The 26409-nt window shown below is 32.3% G+C and carries 20 protein-coding genes; 2 read left to right on the top strand and 18 right to left on the bottom strand.

Features of this window, described 5'->3' with window-relative positions; all coding sequences use genetic code 11:
* Positions 1 to 219: 219 nt before the first annotated feature.
* From B8T70_RS06205 to B8T70_RS06135, 15 genes are all read right to left on the bottom strand, one after another.
* Positions 220 to 1377 carry a TIGR03364 family FAD-dependent oxidoreductase gene (locus tag B8T70_RS06205; protein WP_086894286.1) on the bottom strand — a complete coding sequence of 386 codons (1158 nt, stop codon included), beginning with the start codon at positions 1375 to 1377 and terminating at the stop codon, positions 220 to 222.
* Positions 1378 to 1417: 40 nt separating this feature from the next.
* Positions 1418 to 2698: a DUF5690 family protein gene (locus B8T70_RS06200; protein ID WP_086894285.1), complete on the bottom strand. Its 1281-nt coding sequence runs from the start codon at positions 2696 to 2698 to the stop codon at positions 1418 to 1420.
* 190 nt (positions 2699 to 2888) lie between these two features.
* Positions 2889 to 5765, bottom strand: a complete 2877-nt coding sequence (locus tag B8T70_RS06195; RefSeq protein ID WP_086894284.1) for a TonB-dependent receptor — start codon at positions 5763 to 5765, stop codon at positions 2889 to 2891.
* A 348-nt stretch (positions 5766 to 6113) separates the two neighbouring features.
* A complete protein-coding gene (locus B8T70_RS06190; RefSeq protein ID WP_039112105.1) occupies positions 6114 to 6401 on the bottom strand; it encodes a hypothetical protein in 288 nt (95 codons plus the stop codon).
* Positions 6402 to 6699: 298 nt separating this feature from the next.
* Positions 6700 to 8058, bottom strand: coding sequence for a S41 family peptidase (locus tag B8T70_RS06185; protein WP_086894283.1), 1359 nt, complete (start codon positions 8056 to 8058; stop codon positions 6700 to 6702).
* Between the two features lie 41 nt (positions 8059 to 8099).
* A complete protein-coding gene (locus B8T70_RS06180; protein WP_086894282.1) occupies positions 8100 to 8888 on the bottom strand; it encodes a hypothetical protein in 789 nt (262 codons plus the stop codon).
* A 60-nt stretch (positions 8889 to 8948) separates the two neighbouring features.
* Positions 8949 to 9800 (bottom strand): T9SS type A sorting domain-containing protein, encoded by an 852-nt coding sequence (locus tag B8T70_RS06175; protein WP_086894281.1) that lies wholly within the window; start codon positions 9798 to 9800, stop codon positions 8949 to 8951.
* A gap of 72 nt (positions 9801 to 9872) precedes the next feature.
* Positions 9873 to 11174, bottom strand: coding sequence for a hypothetical protein (locus B8T70_RS06170; RefSeq protein WP_086894280.1), 1302 nt, complete (start codon positions 11172 to 11174; stop codon positions 9873 to 9875).
* Positions 11175 to 11641: 467 nt separating this feature from the next.
* Positions 11642 to 12943, bottom strand: a complete 1302-nt coding sequence (locus B8T70_RS06165; protein ID WP_086894279.1) for a hypothetical protein — start codon at positions 12941 to 12943, stop codon at positions 11642 to 11644.
* Positions 12944 to 13037: 94 nt separating this feature from the next.
* Positions 13038 to 16265 carry a TonB-dependent receptor gene (locus tag B8T70_RS06160; RefSeq protein WP_086894278.1) on the bottom strand — a complete coding sequence of 1076 codons (3228 nt, stop codon included), beginning with the start codon at positions 16263 to 16265 and terminating at the stop codon, positions 13038 to 13040.
* Positions 16266 to 16439: 174 nt separating this feature from the next.
* Positions 16440 to 17288 (bottom strand): FecR family protein, encoded by an 849-nt coding sequence (locus B8T70_RS06155; RefSeq protein ID WP_086894277.1) that lies wholly within the window; start codon positions 17286 to 17288, stop codon positions 16440 to 16442.
* Positions 17289 to 17623: 335 nt separating this feature from the next.
* Positions 17624 to 18202, bottom strand: coding sequence for an RNA polymerase sigma factor (locus B8T70_RS06150; protein WP_039119752.1), 579 nt, complete (start codon positions 18200 to 18202; stop codon positions 17624 to 17626).
* A gap of 190 nt (positions 18203 to 18392) precedes the next feature.
* On the bottom strand, positions 18393 to 18989 hold the full coding sequence (locus tag B8T70_RS06145; RefSeq protein ID WP_086894276.1) for a hypothetical protein: 597 nt from the start codon (positions 18987 to 18989) through the stop codon (positions 18393 to 18395).
* Positions 18986 to 19609, bottom strand: coding sequence for a hypothetical protein (locus tag B8T70_RS06140; RefSeq protein WP_039119756.1), 624 nt, complete (start codon positions 19607 to 19609; stop codon positions 18986 to 18988). Before B8T70_RS06140 ends, B8T70_RS06145 begins: the two co-directional genes overlap by 4 nt.
* Before the next feature lie 221 nt (positions 19610 to 19830).
* Positions 19831 to 21036: an MFS transporter gene (locus tag B8T70_RS06135; protein WP_086894275.1), complete on the bottom strand. Its 1206-nt coding sequence runs from the start codon at positions 21034 to 21036 to the stop codon at positions 19831 to 19833.
* 95 nt (positions 21037 to 21131) lie between these two features.
* Between B8T70_RS06135 and B8T70_RS06130 the strand changes: the two genes are divergently transcribed.
* Together B8T70_RS06130 and B8T70_RS06125 are read left to right on the top strand one after the other, a co-directional pair.
* The gene (locus B8T70_RS06130; RefSeq protein ID WP_086894274.1) at positions 21132 to 21902 is read left to right on the top strand and encodes an AraC family transcriptional regulator; all 771 of its coding nucleotides are present in this window, start codon (positions 21132 to 21134) and stop codon (positions 21900 to 21902) included.
* Positions 21903 to 22082: 180 nt separating this feature from the next.
* On the top strand, positions 22083 to 23156 hold the full coding sequence (locus B8T70_RS06125) for a BamA/TamA family outer membrane protein (RefSeq protein WP_086894273.1): 1074 nt from the start codon (positions 22083 to 22085) through the stop codon (positions 23154 to 23156).
* Between the two features lie 405 nt (positions 23157 to 23561).
* Here B8T70_RS06125 and B8T70_RS06120 read toward each other — a convergent pair whose 3' ends face one another.
* The 3 genes from B8T70_RS06120 to B8T70_RS06110 form a co-directional block, all read right to left on the bottom strand.
* Positions 23562 to 24050 (bottom strand): GNAT family N-acetyltransferase, encoded by a 489-nt coding sequence (locus B8T70_RS06120; protein WP_086894272.1) that lies wholly within the window; start codon positions 24048 to 24050, stop codon positions 23562 to 23564.
* A 134-nt stretch (positions 24051 to 24184) separates the two neighbouring features.
* Positions 24185 to 25600 (bottom strand): PLP-dependent aminotransferase family protein, encoded by a 1416-nt coding sequence (locus B8T70_RS06115; protein WP_086894271.1) that lies wholly within the window; start codon positions 25598 to 25600, stop codon positions 24185 to 24187.
* 175 nt (positions 25601 to 25775) lie between these two features.
* Positions 25776 to 26186, bottom strand: a complete 411-nt coding sequence (locus B8T70_RS06110; RefSeq protein ID WP_086894270.1) for a hypothetical protein — start codon at positions 26184 to 26186, stop codon at positions 25776 to 25778.
* Between the last annotated feature and the right edge of the window lie 223 nt (positions 26187 to 26409).

Below are 26409 nucleotides of genomic sequence, written 5' to 3'. Positions count from 1 at the left end.
ATCCGCAGCTTTACTTTTGTAAATCCGTATCATCCGCGTTCCATTATAGACAATTCAAGTTTGCAATACTTAATTTTCTTAATCCCTTAATGGTTCATTTTTTTATCTGTGCGATATTTTTTCACGCAGATTATGCAGATCAAGCAGATTTTTAATATTACTGATAAAGAAGCAATACTTAATTTTCTTAATCTCTTAATGGTTCAATAAAGGGATAGCTTAAGCATTGAAAATTTTATCGATATTGTGCTTTGCAAATCCTGCGCTTCCTGTCATTCCTTTCCCTCCTATTCCTGTTATAATGTGGATGTTGTTGCCAATAGTATGTTCAAAGATATCTTTGGTTTTGCATTGAGAATACATTCCAAACCATCTGCTTTGGATTTCGTAAGTAGGCAAATCAATAATTTTTTTAGCTTCCTCAATCATAAAATTATCGATGTCCATATTCAAATCAAATCCTAGCGTATCTATTTCTTTTGCACTAGCATATTCATGTGAATCTCCTAGAATTACGGAGCCATCGATAGCTTGTTTAAATAAGATATGAACACCATATTTTTTCTCAAAACTATTAGGGTCTTCTTTGGCTTTGATTGCTTGATACGATGGGCATTCCTCAAAAGATTCGTATCTTCTTATCGTTAATCCCGTTAAGATCGAGCCATCTAATTTATAATTGTTTTGAGGCTTGGTTTGCAACATCTGTAGCTTAGAAACTATCAAATCACTATTATTATAAATTTCCGGATATAATATTTTAAAGTCACTTCCATTACAAATAATGATTTTAGAAGCCTTATATTCTATTCCTAATGAAGTTGTTGCAACCACTTCATTAGTGTGATCTTCAGTAGCGACAACCGTAGTATTGGTGTATAAATCCAAGCCTAAATGTGCTATCATATATTCATGAAGTTTATGAATCATTGTATTAGGCTCGACCGTAACTTCTTGAGGAAAAAACAAACCACCTTTGCAATAATCAGAACGTAATCCTGGATATTTAGCCAGACATTGACTTTTAGACAGCAATTCTGATTGGTAATCATTGGCGCTATTTATTAGATTCAACTCTTCTATAAGTTGCATTTCTTCCTCATTAGAAGCTAAATATACTGTCCCGTTTTGGCGTAAATTGATATCAAATTTATCTTGGATTTCTCTATATATTTTTAGGCTTTCTTTACCGAAATTTTGCCATTTTTTGTCCATTCCTGATGGAACAACCTGACCAAAGTTTCTTACTGTTGCCCCTTCTGGTTTTGTGTTTTTTTCGAGTATAGCAACCGATATTCCTTTTTTTAAGGCATGATAGGCATGAAATGTTCCTAAAACTCCTGATCCTACGATGATTAAATCATATTTATCTTTCATGTGTAATTGTTTTATTTTTATATAGATGTGCTACTTTTATTTAAGAATATAAAGGAGCAACGATGATTTTGAATGTTTTTTTGAATTTTCGTTTAAAGTAGTTATAAGATAACACGGTGGTTAATATTCCTATAAATGACAAGAGATAAATGCAAGTAGTAAAGAAACTTAGCAGTGAAATATCTTTGTTTCCGAAGTTTTTAAATAATAAAACCAAGACACTTCCCAAATAACCAAAGGCATCGGCTATGTAAATTAAGAATCCTGCATTTCCCTTTATTTTGTAGGTTGCTATCATTCTTTCAAAAAACAATCCGTTAAAAGGAATGTAACATACATACATGCCAAATCCAGATGCTATCATCCATGGCAAAGGCGCTATCATGTTTTTTTGGAATAAAAATGTAGTTACTCCAATAAGTAATGAACCTAAAAACAGTACCAAATGATAATTCTTGAATGCTTTATAGTTGTTTTTCATGCTTCCTAAAAAGCCCAGAATAACAAGAACTGATATTGCAATCGGAATTTCTGAGTACATATAAATAGAGATACTTTCTTTATATCCTAAAGTGTCCCATAATTCTCTGGCAAAATTATCTCTGAATTCGCGCATTGCAGTAAGCATTGCATAAAAAATGATAATGATAGTAAGCGGGAATGCAAACTGGTTAAACAATACAATACGTTCTTTGCTTTTTAGTGGTTTCCGCTTTGATCTTAAGAGTAAATCTTCGTCTGTTGGATTTGGTATTTTTTCCAAAAAAAGAGAAAATATTATTAATGGAATAATAAAAATTAAGCCTGATACAAAAGGCATCCAAAATTCATTGCAACCTAAAACTTTCAGAACAAATAAACCCACAGATTTTGCTGCGCCAGAAGAAACTATAAAGCTGGAACATAATATAACACCAAGTAATTCAGTTACTTTTCGACCTTCGATATAAGAGAAAACAATTCCCCAGATCATTCCTAATGGCAATCCGTTTATAAATAAAAACAAGATATTATATGGAGCTGGTGTTACTGCAAAGCCAAGTAATGCCAACTCAGATATTAGTATAAAACCAATAAGATAAAAGGTTCTTTTGGACGATTTTAATTCGGATATGATTTTAATTCCTAAAAATTTAGAACATGTATACCCTAAAACCTGTGCTAAAATAAGTAGTATTTTATAATCAATTCCCCAAAAGGATAAATTATCAAATGTTGCTACTGTAAAGGGTTTCCTGAATGCATACATACAAAAGTAGGTACCAAAAGCAGCTATTGATGTTTTTAATATAAATCGAAAATTGGATGCTTTTTTTGACATTAGTTCATTGTTATTAGAGTAAGAAATGATAAAAAATATTTAAGATTTTTGACTAACGTTTTTTGATTGCAGATGTGTGAAATTCTATAAAATGAATATCCTTAATTATTTATTCATGCAAATTCAAAAAGCGTTAGTCAGTACTCAAAAATCTTTTAATTTAAAATCCCATTGGTTAACATAATGTTGTCTATAAATTATATTTAAGACCTAAATTGAATCTTGCGCCATAATATTCTACTTGCTTTGGTCTGTTTGGAGTTTCACCAAAATGATACATCAACGGTTCATTTAAGATGTTATTTACGTCGCTAAAAATTGTAAAATGCTCACCAATTCTATACGATGCAGAGATGTCAAGAGAATTATATTTTCCATAATAAATATCATTCATGTCGGTGTTTTTTGCATTGGCATCAAACCCAATTGCATATGCACCTTTATGATTAAATGCTGCTCGGGCATTAAAACCTCCTTTTTCGTAGAACAACTGTATATTATATAACTCTTTGGCTTGGTATGGAGTTGAAACTTTTCTTCCGTTAGGATTATTTGTATTTTCTCCCAAGGTCATTTCAGAGTTCATTAATGTTGCATTTATTTGAGTTCCAAAATATTTTAAGAATCCAGGTAAGAAACTAAAACGTTTTGTGATTCCGAATTCGATTCCACCAATCCACGCATTTCCACCATTTGTAGGAGAACTGATCTCTATATTAGGAATTCCATTTATTGTACCTTGATACGTATCATCAAAAATTGGATCAGTGATTGATTTGTAAAACACTCCAGCGTTGATTACCCCTACTTCATCCAGGAAATATTCTCCCAATAAATCAAAGTTCCAAGAATAGGTTGGATTTAAATTTGGGTTACCACCTGCGTATTCACCATCAATTGTATTTAATGAACCTGCTGGCGAAATATCTCCAAAATTTGGTCTGGCAAATGTTCTTGTAGTTGCAAAACGAAGATTTAAATTCTCAATTGGAGTATATTTTAAATGAAGCATTGGAAGTACAGATGTATAACTTTTTGTGTTTTTAGCATCAACAACAACATTGTTTTCAACCGTTTTACCTGTAACTTGTGTAATGGTATTAGTTACTCGAACTCCTCCTAAAACTGTTAATTTATCAGATATTGAGTAAGTTGACATTGCGTATGCAGATGAAGTAGTTTCGCCTACATTAAAGTTTCTTCCTAATCCTTTTCCTAATTCTGGAATTTGAGAATCTGCAGGATTTAAAACCAAATTACCTTGTGAAGAATTATATAAATTGTTCATTCCGTTGGCAGACAAAACCGGACCAAAACTATTTCCTATATTGGTTCCAATTTCTTTTCTTAAATAATCTGTTCCGCCAGGCTGATTAATTAAATCCTGACTATAGTCGGATAAAAAAGGTGTTGGTGATCCTGTCCAATTGTAATATTCATCTCTAAAAGTTGCAATACGATCTTTGTCAGTTAGTTTTATACCAAATTTCATTTTAAGATCTTCATTAAAAATGTGCTCATAGTTTGCAGCAGCAATAATATTATCTCTCTCCGTAATACTTATTTTATATAACTCCAAAGTAGAAAACTTCATTTTTGTAGGGTCAGTTTTAAAATTTGGATCTGAATAGAAATCAAATATTGATTTTGGATTATTAGGATCCAGCATTCCTCCATCTGCTGCCCAATAAGCTCTTGGCCCTCCTGCTCCACCACTGGCTAGTGGTACAGTATTAAAGTATTCTGGTTTAACGCCAACTCCAGTTTGATTGAACTGAATTAAAAAATAACTATTGTTTTCTGCAGTTGGTATGTTACCATATTTAAAACTATTTCTATAAGAAGCCAAACTCCAATCTAAATTTCCATTTGCCAACTGATGTTTTCCTCCTAAATCAATACCTATAAATTGTGTAATTAATTCATTGTGAATATCTTGTTGCTCAACAGTTAAAGCATTTGTAGCAGAGTTAAATTTATCAAATCTAATACGGTGTTTGTAATGAGTTTCTTTATCAGAAAGACCGCCGTAGGTAGCTCTCAAGAATATTTTATCTCTGGATGATGGGTTAAATTCCATAGCACCATTTAAACCTGTCGTTTTTCTAACTCCTGTATAATCTCTTAATTCTAAGCGATAAACACCCTGATCTCCATTTCTTCTTGCTTCGTAATTATCTGTAGCCCAGTTTCTGTCCCAATAAGTAGCGTTTACAATGTATCCGAATTTTCCATTTTTACTTTTATCACCAATAGTAAGCGAACCACTATAGATTCCTTTATCCGATTTTTGATTGTATCCACTGAAAATACTTACTTTAAATGTTTTTTTGGTTGGAGCAGTTTGTGTGGTAAAATTTACGCTTCCGCCAATGGCATCCCCATCCATATCGGGCGTGATTGCTTTTGTAGCTTCAACATAAGCGATAAGGTCTGATGGAAAAAAATCAAAAGCTGTGGCTCTGGATGTAGTTTCTTCTTCGGCTGTTGGAATTCTGTTTCCGTTTATTGTAGTTGATGACCAAAAAGGTGGTAAACCTCTTACGGAAACGAAACGTCCTTCGCCCTGATCTTTTTCGATAGAAACTCCCGACATACGTTGTACAGTTTCGGCAGCATTACGATCTGGTAACTTTCCTATTCCATCAGCAGCAATTACATTTACGATACTCATGGATTTTTTTTGCATATTTAGTGCTCTTGCTTCGCTATTGCGAAGACTCATTCCGCTTACTACAACTTCATTTAATTCTTTTGAATTTGTCTTTAAAGAAATGATTCCTAAATTCAATCGCTGATTATCTTTTATTTCAATTTTAATAATTTTTACTTCATAACCTATATAAGAAATTTGCAATTCTAAGCTTCCAGATCTTACATCATTAATAGTAAACTCTCCGCTAAAATCGGTTGTAGCATTTTGTTTATTAGATAATGTAATAGTTGCTCCAGGTAATGGAGATTGTGCATCTGTAACCGTTCCGCTAATTGTTGCTTTTTGTGCAGTAATTTTTTGCGCTAGTAGTGTAATCGAAAAGATAATAAATACCTTATATATTGTTTTCATAATTCAAATGTTTACAAATATTAAATTTTACTATGCAAATAAACATTCAATTTTATAAATAGTAAAAAAAATGATTTTATCTAATTGTTAAAAAAATGAAAACTTAAAGCGTCTATTTTCTTAATTATTCGTTAAGAAATCTTGAATTATGGAGTGTTTACTGGGGATTATTCAATAATAACTTTATTGCTTAGTTTAAGAAATGTAGAATTATTGATAAGTTTGATAAAACAATTAAGCCTAGGAAATCGCAAAAGTTGCATAGATGTAAACATTTGTTTCTTTTGGTTATATAAACAGTAAAGCCCGACAGTGGTGCCAGGCCTTTGAATATTTTAGGAAATATTTCTAACTATATTGGTCTCTTTTTTGCGCCTCAGGAACTAATCTTCGCATGCTTTTATTGATAATGCTACGTACTGATTTCTTTTTGAACTCATAAGCTTTGGTGCATTTCTCGAGTTCAACATATAATAACTGAAACTTATCGTACAGCGCATCAAGCTCTTCCATGGCTTTTCGCGTCTTTTCGTCTTCAGTTTCTTCGATTTTATTTTGGGATATCTTAGACAGATATTCAAATTTATGAAATGCTGTTAGCAAAATTCGATGCTCTCTTGAGTTTATTCCTTGCATAATATGGTAATCTAAAATATTGATAATCTATATAACTGTTTTAAACTATATAAGCCATAAACATAAGTTTTGCATACTTCGCTTAAATGGACTTATATAACTTACATGGTTAACCTTTTTAAACCATATAAGTCATTTAAGAAAATGTAAGTTTTGTATACTTCGCTTAAATAGACTTACATGGTTAACCTTTTTTAAACCATATAAGTCATTTAAGAGAATATACGTTTTTGTACACTTCACTTAAATAGACTTACATCACTTATATGGTTGCTTTATTTTTTTATAAAACTAGAATTTAAGGCGTAAACCGCAATAAGGGATCTATATCGGTATAAATTCTGGATGTAGGCAACAATCGCAATTTTGTGCTCTCTCTTTTGCTTACATTTCCCGATATTTTTCCTAATACTGCACTTAACAGAACTTCTGAACGGTTGCCTAAAGGAAAGACTTCGAGTTCTTGTAGTTCATCTGAATATATCAATGGGTTTATTCCCTTTGAATAATTACCTTCATGTTTAGCATTAAATAATTTATAAATCGAAGGATATAATACCCAACCTTTAGTTCCTGTAATTCGATTATCTTCTATAGGAAATCCCGCTACATCTTTACCAAAGGTTTTATCGCCAATGGTAATTACATCCATATATGGTCTAAGATTATTTATGATTAATTCTGAAGCAGATGCTGTACGATTTCCGCATAATATATATACTCTATTAATGAGAGGATGCGCATTTTGTAATGCTTCAAAACTTATTTTAGATTCATTACTTTCTAATGCCTGCATAAAGGATTGATCTACATTTCCTCCATTTTTATTTCCTTTAAATTTTATAAAAAGATCATTGGCACGAACATTTGGAGCTATGGCAATACTCAGCGCAGTTGCCGAGGCGATATCTCCTCCTCCATTATATCGTAGGTCCAGAACGAGTTCTGTTATTGATTTACTTTTTAGCTCCTGAAAAATTTGCAGGATTTGTTGTGATTGCCCAACATCAAAATGTGGAATTTGAACATATCCTATTTTTATGTTTTTATCAGTAATTATTTGATATGATATAGGTTGTGAAAAAGTGAGCCCTGATGATAAAGTAATATCTTTTGTTTTAGAAAAACCTGATTGTGCTGTATAAGAGTTTATACGTAAGCTTAATTGGGACGATGCTATCATGTTTGTATACATACGATCATAATTACCCTGATTAAGATCTGTCCCGTTTATCTGAGTAATAAGATTTCCTCTTTGCAGTCCGTTGTTTTTGGCTGGAGAATCTTCTAATACGTATAATACAACACCATAGTATTTTCCATCAGACTCAACAAAGCTTACATCAAAACCAAATTTCCGCCTTAGACTTTGTGGTGCTGTATCTGGTAATGCAGGATGTAAAGCATAAGAAAAAATATCATCTTTCTGTAACAGTTTTGCGAAGTACTCTTTTGGAGTAGCCGACAAATCGCCTTGGGATGGCATAGTTTCATTCCAGCGATAATATTTTTTCATTTGTTGGTACATCCATTCATTTACATATTCGTTGGTCCCTTCATTATAGACTTGCGTCGAATGATCATCTGGCGTACAGGAAATAAATAAACACCATAGAAAAAAAGATAAGTAGGTAATAAAAATAAAGGGGCGTTTCATATTTTATGCTTGAAATTTATAAGTGTAGGTTTATTTATTAACTATTTAAAAGTAAAAAAATCAACTAAATTTAAAGTTCCCTCTACTCCTGAAAATGCGCCGCTTGCATCTTTCTTTTCATCGAGTACAATTAATCGTGATTTATTTACCGACATAGTCATCATAACAGTAACTTTTTTTCCTGTAATGTAAGATTCTGTTGTGCCATGTTTTACTAGTTCCATTATGATTGTAGGTGGTGAACTAAAAGGAAACTCTATAAACGAACTAAATTTATCTTTATCAATATTCTCAACAACTCCCAGAACCTGCCCGTTAATTTTACGGATAATTCCGTCGAGCTTTCCATCGTATCCACTATTCGAATATTTGTTTTTGGATGGGAAAATAAATTTAAAGCCACTATTACTTGGTTTACTTAATACACCTGGTTTTATGGATGTAATTTTATCAATCCAAATGTTTTCTTTAGCAAAAAAAGAAAGTGTATCAATAGGTGTTTTAGAGTTAAAACGATACGTACGTAATAACTCTTTTGTTACTTTATTTGTAAATTCAAAAGTCTTCTCACTGTTTCCGTAATAAACAAATTCATACTCTTTTTCAATTTTTTTTGCAAAGGCAGTTTTTTTATCCTTCCCTATTTCAATCAGTTTGCCATTTGCAGTTATCTGAATGGAATCTGCTAAAGCGCTATATCCTACTATAACTACTTTTCCGGGTTGGTTGGTTTCATTGCTATAATAAGGCGTTAGCTCATCATTGGCACAAGATCCAAAAAAAGCCATTGTAATCGTAAAAAATAATGCTCTTGTTACTGTATTCTTCATATTTGTTTTTTTATTGTAGAAACTCTGTTTATCTGAAAAGCGCGAAAACTTTCTCTAATATTATTTTTTAATGAATTTTAATTTTTTAGAAATGTTATTGTTGGTTACTAAAAGAAAATATACGCCTTGTGATAAATTATCTACTGCTATACCTTCTTCTTTATATGCAGACGCTGCAACTAACATTCCGCTTGTATTGTAAATTTTTAAAGTTGTTTTTTCAGTCTTAAATTCTTCTCCTAATTCTAATTGTAAATTTCCTTCAACTGGATTTTGTTTTAATTTACAAACTTGTGCTTTTAATTCTGATTCATCTACACCTAGCAATGATTCTGCTGTCACTGAAATTTTATCGATTTCGTATCCTATAAAACCAGTTGTTGTGTTATTCCCTAAAGCAATATATACTGCTGGTTTACCAGAAAATTGTGAAATATCAACAATATAATCTTTAAATACAGCATCATCAGGGTTTGCTCTTTCTAATGTAACTGTTCCTAAGAGTGCAAATGAAGCTGGATCAGGAGATGTAGATCCATATACAAATAAATCCTGATTGCCATCATAAATACTAGTTTGTGCATTTAGTATCAGGTTAATTTTTCCTGAGTAAAAAGATATATCCAAAAGAGGTGATATTGCTAAATTATCTTCTAAGTTTTCTAATTGTGCTCCAGTTGCAAAATCGATATTATAAGTTGCTAAAACATCAATAGTGCCATCTACTCCACCTAAAGCATTATCCCATTTTAAATTTTTTTTGGCGTTCCAATTGCTTCCATTTCCATCTTTGTCCAATAAAGTCCAGTCTGAAGCATCGGCATCATCAAAATCATCTTCCCAAATTGTATATTGAGCAAATGATGTTCCTGTAACCATGATAAGTAATAATAAAAGTAGATTTTTTTTCATTTTTTTAGTTTTTTAAAAACATGGGCAGCTTAGTACTGCCCATGTAGAATTTTAATAATTAACCTAATGCAATTAAAAATTTGTAAACTTTGTCCAAGTTCCAGTCCAGTTAGATTCAGTTTTGAATGCTCCTGTAGTACCTGTAAAGTTTAACGTTCCATCATTAAAGAATGGTTGGCTAAGAGCCCATTTTGTAGCTGGATCTGCTATAGAAGTACTTGTACCTGCACCAGTAATAGTTGTTCCTACTGGTAATAATGGGTTATCAAATCCGTGGATTGATATTCTTAAGTATGAAGAACCAGTTGGAACTGAAGGAGATTCCCAGTTGATACCTCTGTTGTATCCTGTAACTGTAACATCTGTAAGGCTGATGTTACCTGCTCTACGTACGTGAATAGCGTTTTCATATAAATCTGCTACTGTATTTGAGCTAACTCCGATAATTGATAATTGAGAAATAACAGGACGTGTAATAATTGTAGTAACAGTTCCTGTTGCATTATTGTCTAATTCTATACCATTAGAATCTGGTTTTCCTCCGCTTAAACTGTGAGTTGAATTACTATCTGCAATTGCAATTGCTTTTGTGATCTTTCCAGTGTAACCAAAATCGAAATCGAAGTTGTCATCATCTGGTGCAAATGAAACTAAGTGACTAGCATCTACTTTACCACCAAAGAATTCAAATGAATCATCTTTACCGTATGATACTTGGATGTGATCAACTACAGTTCCGCTACCTACTCCTGCAAGTGTAAGACCGTTAATTTCAACATCAGTATCTAAGATACGTCCTGCAAATTCGATACGTACATAGTTTAATGCTCCTGCACTATGAGCATTATTTGTACCTCCATAATAGAATTCAGCAAAATTAGGCTGATCATCTAATCCTTCAACGATATTAGTAACTGAACCAGTGTTAACTTCTGCATCTCCTAAAAGTACTATACCTCCAAAATCTCCAGGAGCTGCTCCTGTATTTGCGTTACCATCTAATAAATTATAACTTGTAAAAATTACCGGAGCAGTTGCAGTTCCCTGCGCATCTATTTGTCCCGTTTTTGTAATTACAAGAACTCCTGTAGCTACACCAGCAGCAAGTGGCTTAGCTTTAATATAAGTACCTGGCTGAATAGTAAGTTTAGCACCACCCTTTACAGTAATAACTCCATCAATTTCCCATACTCTGTCGTTTGTCCAGGTAGTATTGGTTGTTATAGCACCACTTACCGTTTGAACTGCTGCTGGATACCCTGTGTAATCTGCTCCAGAAGCTTTCATAGAAAAAGAAGAATCTGTAGATGAATCATCATTTTGGCAAGAGCTCACAACTAGAGCTACCATTGCGAATAGAAAAAATTTTTTCATAAATAATTTAATTATTGCTATATTTGCCGCTATTACAATCTAGGCCTTTGGAGAGAGCAGCAAAATATCTTTCCTCAGGTCTTTCTCTTTTTTGGTAAAGATTTTTTTATAATTTCCCCGCTTTACCATCGGATTTTGTACCTACTATTTCCATCTTTTGCTCTTAGGATTTTTTACCGCAACAAAAGGTTATCTTTTCATTCTTTTAAAAATTTTATTGTTTAAAATTCTAAAAGACCATATAAAGTATTTCGTCATTTTTTTGCTTAATGCATTAAAACAAAAATCAAATTCAATACTTACAACTACTTATATTAGATTTTGAAAAACCAAAATATCATGCCTGATTTTATTGTTAACGGTTTCTTAATATTCAGAAATTTTAATGTGCTGTTATACTTTAGGTTAAAATATGTAATTGATTATTAATGTGTATTTTAATAATTATTATAAGTTGATTATTGAAATTAAAAGTTTATAAACTTGGTCCAAGTGTTTGTCCAGACAGCTTCTGTTTTAAATGCACCTGTTGCGCCTGCAAAATTTAATGTTCCATTGTTAAAGAAAGGCTGTAGAAGGTTCCATTTTGTAGCTGGATCTACTACAGAAGTACTAGAACCTATGCCTGTAATAGTTGTTCCAACTGGCAATATTGGGTTATCAAATCCGTGGATAGAAATTCTTAAATAAGAAGAATTGCTAGGAACCGAAGGAGATTCCCAGTTAATACCTCTGTTGTATCCTGTAACGGTAACATCTGTAAGGCTTATGTTACCCGCTCTACGTACGTGAATAGCATTTTCGTACAAATCTGCTACTGTATTAGAGCTAACTCCAATAATAGACATTTGTGAAATAACCGGACGTGTAATAAGTGCTGTTGCTTGTCCATTTGGGTTGTTATCTAATTCGATTCCATTAGAATCAGGTTTTCCTCCGCTTAAACTGTGAGTTGAATTACTGTCAGCAATTGCAATAGCTTTTGTAATAGTTCCTCTATATCCTAAATTAAAATCAAAATTATCATCATCTGGAGCAAAAGATACCAAATGGCTTGCATTAACCGTTCCTCCAAAAAACTCTATAGAATCATCTTTAGAATAAGATACCTGAACATGATCTACTATAGTACTGCTACCTACCCCTGCAAATGTTAATGCGCTTAATCCGTAATTTGAATCTATAAGCCTTCCTGCAAATTCGATTCGTACATAATGTAAAGCTCCTGAATTATGAGTATCATTGGCTCCTCCATAATAAAAATCAGACCAAGTAGGTTGGTCATCTAATCCTTCGACAACATTTGTAGTAGAGAAAGTATTAATTCTTGCATCTCCTAATATTGCTACACCTCCAAAATCCCCAGGAACTGCTACAGTATTGGCGTTGCCATCTAATAAATTATAACTTGTAAAAATTACTGGAGCAGTTGCATTTCCCTGTACATCAATCTTTCCCGTTTTAGTAATAAGGAGTACTCCTGTTGCTACATAACTTCCTAAATATTTTGCTTTAATAAATGTACCTGCCTGAATGGTTAGGGTCGCTCCGTTTTTTACAGTAACAATTCCGCTAATTTCCCATACTCTGTCGTTTGTCCAGGTAGTATTGGTTGTAATAGCGCCACTTACAGTTTGTACCGTTGCAGGATATTCTGTGTAATCTGCTCCAGAAGCTTTCATAGAAAAAGAGGAGTCAACAGCATCATCATTGTTTTGGCAAGAGCTCACTGATAGAGCTATCATTGCGCATAGAAGTAATTTTTTCATAAAAGTATATTTATTAGATATTTGCCGCTCTTAAGAAGAAACCTTAGAAAGAGCAGCAAAATATCTTTCCTTAGTTTTTTGATAAAAATCTCACTTAAAACGAATAATTAACTGATACACTTATAGTTCTACCGCTCCAAGCTTTAAACATAACCTGATCTATGTCTTCATCATATTTTTTACTAGCATTGGCTCCTAATGAAAATTGGCTTCTAGGATTACTCCCCATCGAAAAATCTTCAAGATGTGAATAGCTATTAGCATTATTATAGGTTTGAATACCAGCATCAAACATGTTTTTTATACTGCATTTTAATTCCAGATTTTTTTCTTTAAAAAACTTATAACTTACCTGAGCATCAGTTACAGCATAAGGCATTCTGATTTCTTCTCTGGAATATTCAAATCCTACCAAAATATATTGGTCACCAATTCCATTTTGCCTCACACTAAATCCCATGCGGTCTCCTATATAGTCTAATCCTAAATTATAGGTATAAGGTGATTGTCCGTAAAGTGGTCTGTTAGCCTCATAAAGTCCACCCTCACCATCTATACGTACGTATGATGTTACTTTTGTATCATTAATAGAAACATTTCCTGAAACGAATAATTTTTCTAAAATTGGTCCTTCTCCTAAAAAAGTAAGATTTTTATAAAATTCCGCTTCTATCCCCCACAGTTTGGCGTTATAAGAATTAAGATTATAAATAATACCTGAGTTTCCGTTTACAGTACCAATAGCTTCTATAGGATCCTTAATGTCTTTATGATAAACTCCAAAAGACAAAATTTCACCACCTGATGGAAACCATTCTAATTTTAAATCATAATTATTAGATACACTAGAAATCATTCCTCCAGACCAGTTTAGAATTTTGGCGTTACGAATGGGATCATAATACGGAGTACCTACTCGTTCCGAAAATTGAGGACGTAATACAGATCTATTATATCCAACTCTAACATTCATTTTATTGGTTGGACTAATTGTTAAACTAGCGGATGGTAAAAATTGCCACTTTTTGTCTTCTTTTATGAATGAAAAAACGCCAGAACCTTCAAACTGATTCGATGTTTCGCTATAAATATAACTTTCGGCTCTTGCTCCCCAAACGAGTCTTACAAAACGACCAATTTTATTATCAAGCATTAAAAAAGGGGAATGTACTTTTACATCTCCTTCATATTTATCTCCATATTTTCCGTAATCATCCCAGCCAAAACCACCATAATAATATTGCGAACCATTCAAAAATTCTGAAAGCGGCATATAAATTTCAGCTGTTTCACTCTTTTGTCCAACAGTTATAAGTTTAGCCGATCTTTGCTGATTTGTAGCTGTTTTATATGTTCCGAAATAACCTGCTTTAATATCATTTTTGCTTATCTCGCCCAGATCAAAAGAATAATCTAAATTAATAGCCCAGTTATAATCCGTTTCATCATTGGAATAATTGTCCCTGCTAAATGGTAATCTATTTCCGCTGTTGTAGACTGTATTATAAGCTAATACATCGTCTCCTACTTTTTTATATGAGGTTTGTAGAAAAGTAGCATCTTTTGTGTCTTTTGTGATATTACTATAACTAGTATACCAATTAATCTCAAGTTGATCAAAACGATGATTTCCCTCAATTTTATTTTGAATAAAAGTTGTATAAATAGGATAATTAGTTTCAATTGTTGTTGGAAGATCACTACCGTCTATAATTCCGGTAATAGTATTCCCTTTTTCCCAACCCGTAATTTGAGTCAATTGATTGTTATAGATATGCATTGCGGTGTTACGAGTAGTAATTTTATGTTTACCTAGCTGAATAGCAGCATTAAACATTCCTCCCAAAGTAGAATTATAATTATAATTTGCACCTGAGTTATTAAATCCATATTTTTCAAAAATCGAATATGCTCTTCCTCCTTCTCCTTCTTGTGCAAATCTTGAGTTTTCAATAAATCTTCCTCTTTGTGTATGTTCGATGTCTATTTTTTCTTGTGTATTCTTGAAAAGTATGGATCCCACAAATCCCCATTTATTGTTATTTTTTAAATTATATGATCGCCCCAATGCAAATTGTAATGTAGTTCCTGGTGCACCATACGTTTTATAGGTAGAAAAATTATCCTCGGTAAACTTTTTAGACTGTTCTATAAATGGGCCGGAGGTTGCTTCACTAGTTGGTGGCTCTAGAGGTAACATATTAGGATAATCACGTCTTCCGTCATCAAAACCCAAATAATCATAAGCTCCTTCTTGTTTGGTAAGTCTTTCTTTAAAAGCGCTTCGACTGTTATACGAGGTACTTACCGAAAAACTTGTAAAATCTTCTTTAGGAATATCCTTTGTTTTTATCTCAACATATCCTCCTGCAAAATTAGCGTACATATCTGGCGTTGCCGACTTACTAACTACTATACTTTCTACCATAGCAGTCGGGATAATATCAAAAGAGAAGTTTTGTTGGTATGCATCTGTACTTGGTAACGTGATTCCGTCCATAACAGCTTGGTTCCAACGTTCTCCCATAGAACGAACTACAACATATTTATTATCAATTGTTGTTACGCCTGTGATACGCTTAAGCGCACTACCCACATCTTTGTCCGGTGTTCTTGCGATTTGTTCTGCTGAAATTCCATCAGAGAATTGTGCTGCTTTTTTTTGCTGTATTAGCATGCCCTGAACAGATGCTGTTGCTTGTTTATAATTCTGAATAATAATTACTTCATTAAGCGATTGCGCATCTTCTTTTAATGAAACCACTAATGGTGTTTCACCACCTTCAAGCACTTTTATGCCTGTAATTTTTTGTGTTTGAAACGAAATGGCGCTAATCTCAATAGTATATTCGCCAGGCTCTAATTCTAAAACATAATTACCATCAATATCCGATTGTGCTCCCAAACTCAGTTGGGTTACTTTTATATTTACTCCGGGCAATGAAAGTCCGTTTGCATCGACAACTTTACCTACGATTTTGCCCTTCTTTTTTTTTTTGCCCGAATCTTTACTATTTACAGCTATATTATTTTCATTTCTTCTGAAATTTAAATTTGTCTGATTTTGTAAATCATTTAAAATTTCATCAATTGTAACATTTTCTTTTTTTAGTGTAACTAGAGGTAAACTTAGATCCAAATCTTTTTGATAAATAAATTGATATGGAGTTCTGGATTTTAAATTATCAATAATTTTTTGTGGTGTAGAGTTTTTAAAATCAACCGAAACTGTTCCGGTTTGTGAGTAAATAATGTTTGTTCCGAAGAATAATCCGAAAAACAAAATCCAAAAGGCAAATTGCCTGGAGTAATCATTGTTCATAATTGATAATTGTTAGTTTGTTATTGGTATTTATTTTAATATGATATTTAGGGTTAATATTTTTATAAAATTTTAATAGCTTCCCAGCAGCTAGTCATTAAATCATTTTTCTTATTGATTTAATACTGCTGTATTCTTTCTGTCAAAGTCTGTTTAAAAAAACTGTAGAACGGATTATCTACTTATGAGATAGGTGTCTTTGCCGGTTGTTCTTATTTTAATTTCCAGAGCAAACGCTACAGTTTGAAGCATTTCATAAAACCCTTGTCTAGTATCGAGGGTTCCCTGTATTTTAAGGTCTTTTAGATTTTCCTCTAGATAGTCAACCGTAAAAGAATGGTCAAGTTTTAGTTTCTCTATAACTTGTGCGAGAGTTAACCCATCTACATAAATTAAAACTTTTTTCCACTCAGGCTCAAGCAAAGTAGTTTTTTGCTTTTCAATTTTTGCATCAGCATTATTATAAATAGCCTTATCCCCTTTTACCAAGAAAACTAAATTCTGTTTACTTTCTACTTTTACTTTACCTGTTCTTACATTTACTTGAGGTTCTTTGTTAGCATAAGAACTAATATTAAATGATGTACCTAAAACAGTCGTTTTTATAGCTCCCGATGTAATTACAAAAGGTCGTGATACATCTCTCTTAACTTCAAAGAAAGCTTCACCAGTTAATTTTACTGCTCTTTCATTTTTAGCAAATTCTGTAGGATATTCTATTAGAGTATTTTGATTTAGCCATACACGTGTTCCATCAGGTAAACTTATCAGGCGTATATCTTTGTTAAATGTTTTTGTTGAAGTAATTGCTACTGTAGCATTATGCGATGGAGTAAAAACCTGATATCCAATAAAAGACAAAATTATTACTGCACACGCTGCTGCAACCCAATTATAAAAGCTTTTGTATTTATTAATTGTAACGCTCTGAATGTTATCCCACATTCGGGATGCAATTTGGTCAGGAAGAATACCTCTATTAGGTATTGCGTTCCATTCTTCTTTTAATTTTTTAGATCTCATTACAATTAAGTTTACTATTGAAAATTATACATGAATTTTATCAATTCAATTACATTAGATTCCTAGTCGGGCAAATATCATGGGGCGATATTACTATTAACGTTTTCTTAATCTAAGTAACCATTTGAGGAGGATTTTTTTTGAAGTGATAAACCAAAAATAGCTTAGCCAAAAAGAAAAAAGAGAGAGTAACGAGCTACTGTAATGTCATTAAGTTAAGAGATTTGAGATTGAAGATTAGCCATTGAAGATTTAGTGTTGCAGATAGTAAGATTATCCAATTTTTTGAGGTTTCAGAGTTCTGAAATCAAAAATTGTTAATTGAAAACCACCAATCAATTTATCAAGCTTGGCTGACTTATAAAAAATAATGCAAACCAGTATAATTCATGATTATGTACTGAATTCTTTTTAAGAAATTGTAAGGTCTTTGAGATTTGGTTAGCAACCGCGCTTGGCGACATATCCATCTCTACGGCTATTTCTTTATAACTAAGATCTTCAAATTTATGTAGATTGAAGATTTTCCTTCTTTTTGGAGGGATTTTATTCAGGAGGTATTCTATTTTTTCCAGCTTGGAACTTATATCATCTTCCGTTTCAGATGCGCTATCAAGTTCTTTAATTAACTGGTCATTTTCTACAGAAAAGATTCTGTTTTGTTTTTTATACCATTTCGATATCTCTTGTTTTGAACTTTTAAACAAAATAGCTTCTAAGCTTACATTTGGGTCCAATTTGGTTCTATATTTCCAAAGGTGAATAAATACATTTTGAGTCACATCTTCAGAATCTGCAAGCTGCGAGGTGTATTTCTTTATAAAACAAAAAACTTTATAATGATATAGATCATAAATTTCTTTGAAGCAGGAATCATCTCCCTCTCTTAACCTTATTACTAAATTAGAACTCATATTGTAATTTTAAATCGTTAAAGAAGACCCTTACAAAAGTAAGATTAAACCTTTATCAATATTTTGTGGTTTAGTCATTTAATAATTTATTAATATTACGCTATGTCTGTTTTATAGATTTACGCTTAATTATTTACAGGAACTATCACAATAAAAAAAGCCATCTTTTTAGGACGACTCTTTATATAGTTTAATTGAAAGATATATAGGATGAAGAAGGGAGCGGGAATATATCTTTATCTAAAATGATACTCGCATTAAACAGAGATACTAATTTACTTGTATTAAGTGTAGTACTTAATTGGGAATCATCCAGGTGATTAAAGATTACTTCAAGAAAATTACAAATTCCTAATACTTTTATTATAGCGGAACGATTCTCACTTTGAAACCCCATTTCTATAATCAAAGCAAAATAAGATTCCCATAATTTTTCTTTATTTTCCAGATAAGAATCACTTTTTAGATATATTAAAAAATCATTTACATTAGTATTAAAAAACACACAGGTTTGTTCTACTATTTGGGTGAAATTTTTATCTTTATTTAAGATGTTATAAAATGATTTGAATTTATTAATATTTCCTTGTAAGTCGCTTGGATTAGATACATATTGCAATTCATAAGGGGCAATTCCGTCAATATAAGCAATAGCTTCATTTTGTATTTGTTCCCTATGTCCTCTTATTTTTAACGACGCTAATTTCGCTAGGAAAGAAAAACTGGCGGAGTCTTTAGTAAAAGGTTTGTACTGAAAAAAATCTAATGTTTTTATTTCTCTATTCATTGTTTATTTATGTTTTCTAAACTAAAATTGAATGCTGGCGAGTGATTACCAGGTCCTCCACCTGTCATTACAATGTCTGCACTAGTTATACCAAATAAATTTATTTGTGAATTAATCTGTGAGATTATTGCAGAGTCTAATACATCTCCTTCTTCTATTTCAGGAACAACACCTATAAAAAGTCTTGGGTAAAATTCAAAAACTGCTTTTTCTCCAGGAGCTAGGTTTGTTTTTGTAGCAATTAATCTATTGTTTCTGTAGCAATTTGCGTTGATTATTCCAGACGGAAGTGCGTTTTTTACTTCTATTTGGCTAAGATTAGTAGCTGGTTTTGATGCAACTCTCAGTACACTGCCAGCGTTATCCTTGACCATTTCATACGCTGTTCCTTCATAAGTGTAAAGCATTGGGGTAAAATTGCCGTATGAATCACAAGTAGCTACTTCATAGCCCATTGAAAATGCAAAAGGATGGTTGTCTAGTCTGCTACTATTTTCTATTACTTTCCAGGCAATAGCACTTTTTTCAAATTCCTGAGCAACATTTTGTTGAAAAATAATGACATTATTGTTATTTGCGTCATTAGATTTGTTGATGAAATTCAATTTAATTTTGTCCATTATCATAATAATTTGGGGGTTGAACTTTCCTTTTTTACTTACCCTAATAATATTTGGTTTATGGATTTTTAATTTAAATACAATTTAAAACGAAAATTTAAATATCAATACCGTATTTATACCTATTTTGAAAATGTTAAATTCATACAAATAAGGATGATTATATACATAAAAAAAACAGGCAATTACGCCTGTTTTAAACTTAAGTATGTAGGTTAAGACTACTTTATAAGATGGTTTCTTGCCGCCTTAAGCCCTACAAAAAACATTATAACTATCATTATTAAAAGAAAGTATAAAGATAAATTCCATGTCTCACCGTATTCATATAAACTACCAAATATAGGAGGTCCAAATGCAGCCAATAAATAACCTACCGATTGTGCCATACCAGATATTCTTGTAGCAGTGTGACTATCTGCAGTACGAAGAACAAAAAACATCATTGACAGACTAAAAGATAATCCTGAAGATATTCCGAAAAGGATAACTGCAGTATAGATATATTGTAATTGAAAGAATAGTATAAGCAAAACACTAATAAACATTCCTGCAGCAACAACAAAAATTAAGCTTTTCTGGTTAGTAAGTTTAGATGCAATAATTGGCCCAAGAAAAGTTAAAGGCAACATCGCCATTTGCATAAAAGACAAAACCCATCCACTTTCTTCTTTTACCATACCAAAACCCTGTAACAACATCGGAAGCCAGGTTACAAGAGAATAATACATTAATGATTGAAGCCCCATGAATATACTAATTTGCCATGCCAATGGTGATTTAAAGATATTTAGATTGCTCTTTATTATTCCTGTCTCTTCAATGTTTTTTGTTCTTTTTAATACGATTGGTAACCATATTAAAAAAGAAAATACAGCAATCCAAATCCAGATTCCTAAAGAGCCTTTCCAGCCAAGACCGCTTAATTTACCAATTGCTATACTAAATCCAGATGCTAGAGCTGCTGTAAGATTCATCGATACAGAATAGAAACCGATAACCATTCCGGATTTATTAGGAAATGTTTTCTTGATATATCCTGGCACTAAAACATTTCCTATGCAAATTGCAATACCAAGTATGGCAGATCCTAGAAATAGGGTTACTACCGTACCCATTATTCTTATATATAATCCTGCGATTAAAAGTGCAATCGAAAAAAGTAGAAATTTCTCCAGACTCAGTTTTTTAGATAATTGCCCAACAAGAATAGATAGGAATGCAAATGCCATTAATGGAATGGTTGTAAGGAATCCAGCCTCACTATTTGAAAGATTTAGTGATTTACTAATCTCGGTTAATACAGGCCCTAGTGCTGTTAATGGCGCTCGCAATGTGGAGGCAACAAATAATATTCCGATAAATGGCAGTACGATTCCGAAAGAAACCCCTGTCTTACTTTTCCAGTCTTTTTTATGCTTATTCATAATATTTTTTTCTGCTGCAAATTTACCATGCGTATTATAATTAAATTTGCCATATATTTAATCTAAAACGACAAAAGTAAATTATATAATGCATTATGAAGAACCATGAATTAGTAGATCGTATTGCCAAAAAAGCCTACGTTTGGTTTGAAGATAATTGGATACATGACTCCAACGAGCATTCTCATAATAGGGCACAACTTGTTTATGTAGAGAAAGGTTTTCAATATTTACATGTGGCTGGGCGTATCTATCTCTTGCCTCAAAATCATGCTGCATGGATTCCCTCTAACCTATCACACAGAACAACTGCAGTTTCTGAAGATATAAATTTGAGAACCATTTTTTATTCCATTAATGAGGAAGATAATTTTTATGATAAGCTAAGAATTTTTTCTGTTCCTCCAGTACTTCGAGAGATGATATCTTATTGCGTAAAATGGAGTAAAAAAGAAGAATATTCGATTGAAGAGGAAGCTTTTCTGAATGCCATTTTTGTAGAGTTGCCTAGCTTTTTTAAAGGTGCAATAACTTTAAATATCGTTATCCCAAACGATGAGCGATTGTTACAAATAAGCAATTTTATTCTGGATAATATGGCAAATTATATACATATAAGTACCATTGCCGAAAACAACAATATGTCTTTGCGATCCTTAGAACGAATATTTAAGAAAGAAACAACAATTACGATTTCAAAGTATATTCAATTGGTGCGAATTATAAAAGGAATTGAGTTTTTAAGTACTGGGAAATATACAGTTTCTCAGGTTGCTTATCTTGTGGGTTACAAAAGTATACAAGCATTTAGTACTAGTTTTTTTCAGATTCTAAACAAAAGACCTAATGAATTTTTAGGGTCTTGAAAATCAGTGTGATTTAAAATATTTGAATCTGTCATGAGATGATTTTGCTGCTTTAAAAAAATAATTTACCTTTAAGTTTTATGAAGAGTAAATTTATTTATTCATACCAAAAACACCCCATTTGCATACCTTCTGGAATACATTAAATAGTTTATAAAGTAACTTAAAAATACATCCAAAATGCATAAAATCTTACCTACTATAATGCTGTTTATATTTTGTTTATGTGCTTCATCTCAAACAAAACCAATTGATAGCTCAGTTACAACAAAGGCAAAACCAAAGAATATAGATTTTAATATAATGCCTTATCTTAATTATAATAGAACGCTGGATTTTATGTTTGGTGCTATTCCTATGATGATGTATAAACTCAATAAAGCCGATACTATTTCGCCTAAATCGCTATCGGGTATATCTGCAGTTTATACGACTAATAAATCCTATTTTGTGGCCTCTTTTAATAAATGGTATTTTAACGAAGACAAGTGGCGAGCTCAATTTATTTTTGTAACGGGTGATCAAAATGCCCAGTTTTATGTGGATGATATCGACACACCAGATTTTTACGATTATGCAACTAAAAAAACAGTTGTAGCTATGACTCTTCAACGAAAAGTTGTTAAATCGCTGTATGCTGGTATCGGTTATTCGTATGCGCATTACGATACAAAATATGAAGATGATATACAACCATCTTCTGTTACTCAAACAAATGGTTTGCAGCTAAATATGATGTATGATACTCGTGACGCTGTTTATTATCCCACCAAAGGTGATAAAGTAAAATTGCGTTGGATTGGTTATCCCACGTGGGTTGGTAATGATGTTAGTGCCAATAAAATTCTCTCAGAGTACAATAAATACTTTCCTATGCGAAGTGGAACCGATGTACTAGCAGCTCGTTTTTCGGGTAAGTTTGGTTTAGGGAATATTTCTTTTGAGCAGCAAGTAACTATTGGCGGTGAGGATATTAGAGGATATTCTGAAGGCAAATACCGTGGCGACGGACTAATGGCTTTACAAGCGGAATACCGTTATAACTTTAATAAAAAAATGGGGCTTGTAGGTTTTGCTGGTGTAGCAACTATTTATGGTTCTGATACATCCGATTTTAATTGGAATTTATATCCTGGTGCAGGAATTGGTTATCGCTACAGAGCATTTAAACACGAAAAATTTAATGTTGGCTTGGATGCAGCTGTTGGAAAAGGCGATTGGGGACTTTATTTCCGAATCGGAGAAGCTTTTTAAAAGTTTGTCTATAGAGGAACGCGGATAAAGCAGATTCGCTAAGGCGAAAACACGGATTAAAAACGGATTTTTTATCTATTGTTTTAAAAATCTGTTTTTAATCCGCGTCTTTACTTTTGTAAATCCGCGTCATCTGCGTTCCTTTTGAGTCAGATAGGATTAAACGCTTCAATTTTTGTGACCTTTACGTATCCCGATGCGTCGGGATTGCTTACTTTGCGGTTAAAAACGCACTAGTGCCTTCTCCATTCTAATATTTTTCCTTTTATTCTTGAACTACTTGTGGAGACCCTTCCTGTGTCAGGGAGACAAGATTGGGGATATGTTGTGGTTAAAATTAATCTTGGTCTGTTTCTTTTTTTTCAACCTTTGAGCCTTTGTTGCTTTTTTTCTTTGTTCCTCCTCTTAAGGTAGCTTCTTCTCCATTTTAATATTTGCTCGTTCATAAAGTCCCTGCTCCAATGGGATTTCTTCAAATCCATATTTGCGATAAAGATGTATTGCTGACTCTAACTTTGTGTTAGAATACAGAATTAGCTTTTCTATTTTCATATCCTTTGCAGTTGTAATGCAATGCTCCAATAATAATGTGCCAATACCATAACCTTGTGCTTTATCACTGACCGCCATTTTTCCTAATTCGAAAATAGTATCGCTTTTTTTTAGAAGTGAAGCTGTCCCAACAATTTCATTATCTAATGTAGCGTAGTATATAAAACCACCTTTATCAATGATTTCTTCTTTTGGATTTGAGAGTGAAACTTCATCCGTTTTTTCAATTCTAAAATATTTTTCTAGCCAAGCGTAGTTCAGAATTTTGATAGATTCTTTAAATTTATCTGTGTAATCTATTATTTTTATTCTTGATTGAGAGTTAATTATATCTTGATTCATTTGTTTTTATATTAAACTTATTAGTTTAAGTAGTTTTGTTTAAATTACTGATATATAGTTGTTTTGATTAAAAATTAACGCTAATAAAAACGAGCTGTCACAATGACAGTTCAGAGTTTTGATGGGTAACAGTATTACAAAGCATTTTTTACAATTGTGCCAAGTCGTTTTATATCACTATTGAGTTTATCATTCCACTCTAAAGCAAAATTAAGACGCATGCAATTATTGTATTGATCATGTTGGGTAAAAATTCTGCCTGGTGCAAAACTGATTTTTTGCTTTATTGCAATATCATATAATGAAGCGGTATCAATATTTTTGTCAAGTTCAAGCCAAAGAAAAGATCCTCCTTGTGGTTGAGAAATCTTAGTATTCTCTGGAAAATAATCTTCGACAGCACGCTGAAAATGCAAGCAATTTGTATGCAAAGTGTGCCTGAAATTTCTCAAATGATGATCATATCTTCCAAATTCCATAAAATCGGCAACTACTTCCTGATACAATGATGGCGTAGAGATTGTTTGTACTAATTTCTGTCGGATTATTTTCTCTTTAAACTGTCCCGGAGCAACCCACCCTACTCTATATCCTGGTGCAAGTGTTTTAGATACTGATCCGCACCACATTACAATTCCGGCTTCATCATAATATTTACAAGGTTTTGGTCTGGCGGCACCAAAGAATAGATTACCATACAAATCATCTTCTATAAGCGGAATGTTATGATAAGTAAGCAATTCGACCAATTCTTTTTTATTTTCATCAGGCATTAAGCTACCTAATGGATTACTGAAATTGCTCATAAAACAACATGCTTTAATCTTTGGGATTACTTTTTTTAAAGCATCAAGATCTACTCCAGTTGTGGGATGTGTAGGCAGCTCGATAACATTAAGTCCCATAGACTTTGCAATTTGGAGTATTCCAAAATAAACGGGACTTTCGATAGCGATGGTATCTCCTCGTTGGGTTGTGACCATTAAGCAGCTGTAAATAGCATTCATAGCTCCAGAAGTAGTTACAAAATCATCTTCGGTTAGTTTACCTTCTAATACAAGTGACCATTTTGCGAGATTACGCCTCAGGTTTAAATTTCCCTGAACCAAATTATAATCAGTTCCACTCTCCTCCAGATTTCGCGTAGCTTTAATAATTCCTTTATTGAGTTTCGCAATAGGAAGCAAACTCTTATGCGGAACTCCCAAAGAAAATTGGGTAATGCTTTTATCACCAAAAGTATTAAACACCTTAGTAATTAAGTCATCAGGACTTTTTTGGGTTTCTGATACTTTCAATTTATTCATCGAAGGAATCGAAAATCTTCTATTAGATGTATTACTTACATAAAAGCCAGATTTAGGTCTTGATTCTATCAAGGATTTACTTTCTAATTCTAAAAATGCTTGCTTAACAGTATTGATACTTACGTTATATAATTTTTGTAGCGCACGAATTGAAGGCAGCTTATCCCCTATTTTTAGCGTTTCAGATAAAATCTGTTCCTGAATTATGTGGGCAATTTTTATATATAAGACTTCTTTAGCCATTTCTTTAATTTTATCTTAACAAGTTATATAACCTTATTGACTAATATTTTATTAAAAAACATTTTAAACCATGTAAGTGATTTAAGAAAATATAAGTTTTAAAACACTTCGTTTAAATGAACTTACATGGTTCGCTTTTTTGTGTAAACAAAGCTTAATTATTTTGTTCTAAAAACTAGCACTGATCAATCCAGTTTGCTAGTTTATCAATCGCATTTTGTACTGCATTTTCTTTGGTAGCATTATCATTAAATAAAACTTTAAATGCTTTTTTTGCTTCTAGTTCTAAACCATCTTTTATTTGTGATGCATTATGTTCTTTTTCTTCAAAATAATAATTAAATTCAGTTTCTCCAGAAGTATTAATTGTTACAAATCCGTAGCCTAACATTTGGTTTCCGTAATGAGCAACACTTAGCGGAAGTCCAAAATGATTCATATTGTTTTCGTCTATATTTTGTATCAGATTTGGATTGTTTTTAGTCCTTTCTTTTGCACGATTACATATATTTAATATGCTACCAAGGTGCGAGATATTTACAGTTCCAAATTCTAGATATTGAGCGTTATTTGTTTGAGTATTCATAAGGAGGATTTGTTTACTACAAACCTACGTACTAAATAAAAACAGGTACAGATACAGAAAACAATTTATATACGGATACAGATTATAAATATATGCTATTTTATCGGTAAATTATTCAGGTATTTTTACCTATAAAAAAACACTTCCTTTTTATTTACTTTGAGCTAAGCGGCTACTTATAAATTATTGATTTATATGTGGCACGCGATTATTTACTAATACC

The organism is Flavobacterium sp. AJR (genome assembly GCF_002156885.1).
Classification (GTDB): domain Bacteria; phylum Bacteroidota; class Bacteroidia; order Flavobacteriales; family Flavobacteriaceae; genus Flavobacterium.
Note: the sequence above shows the minus strand (reverse complement) of the source record. Positions and strands in the feature narration are given on the sequence as shown.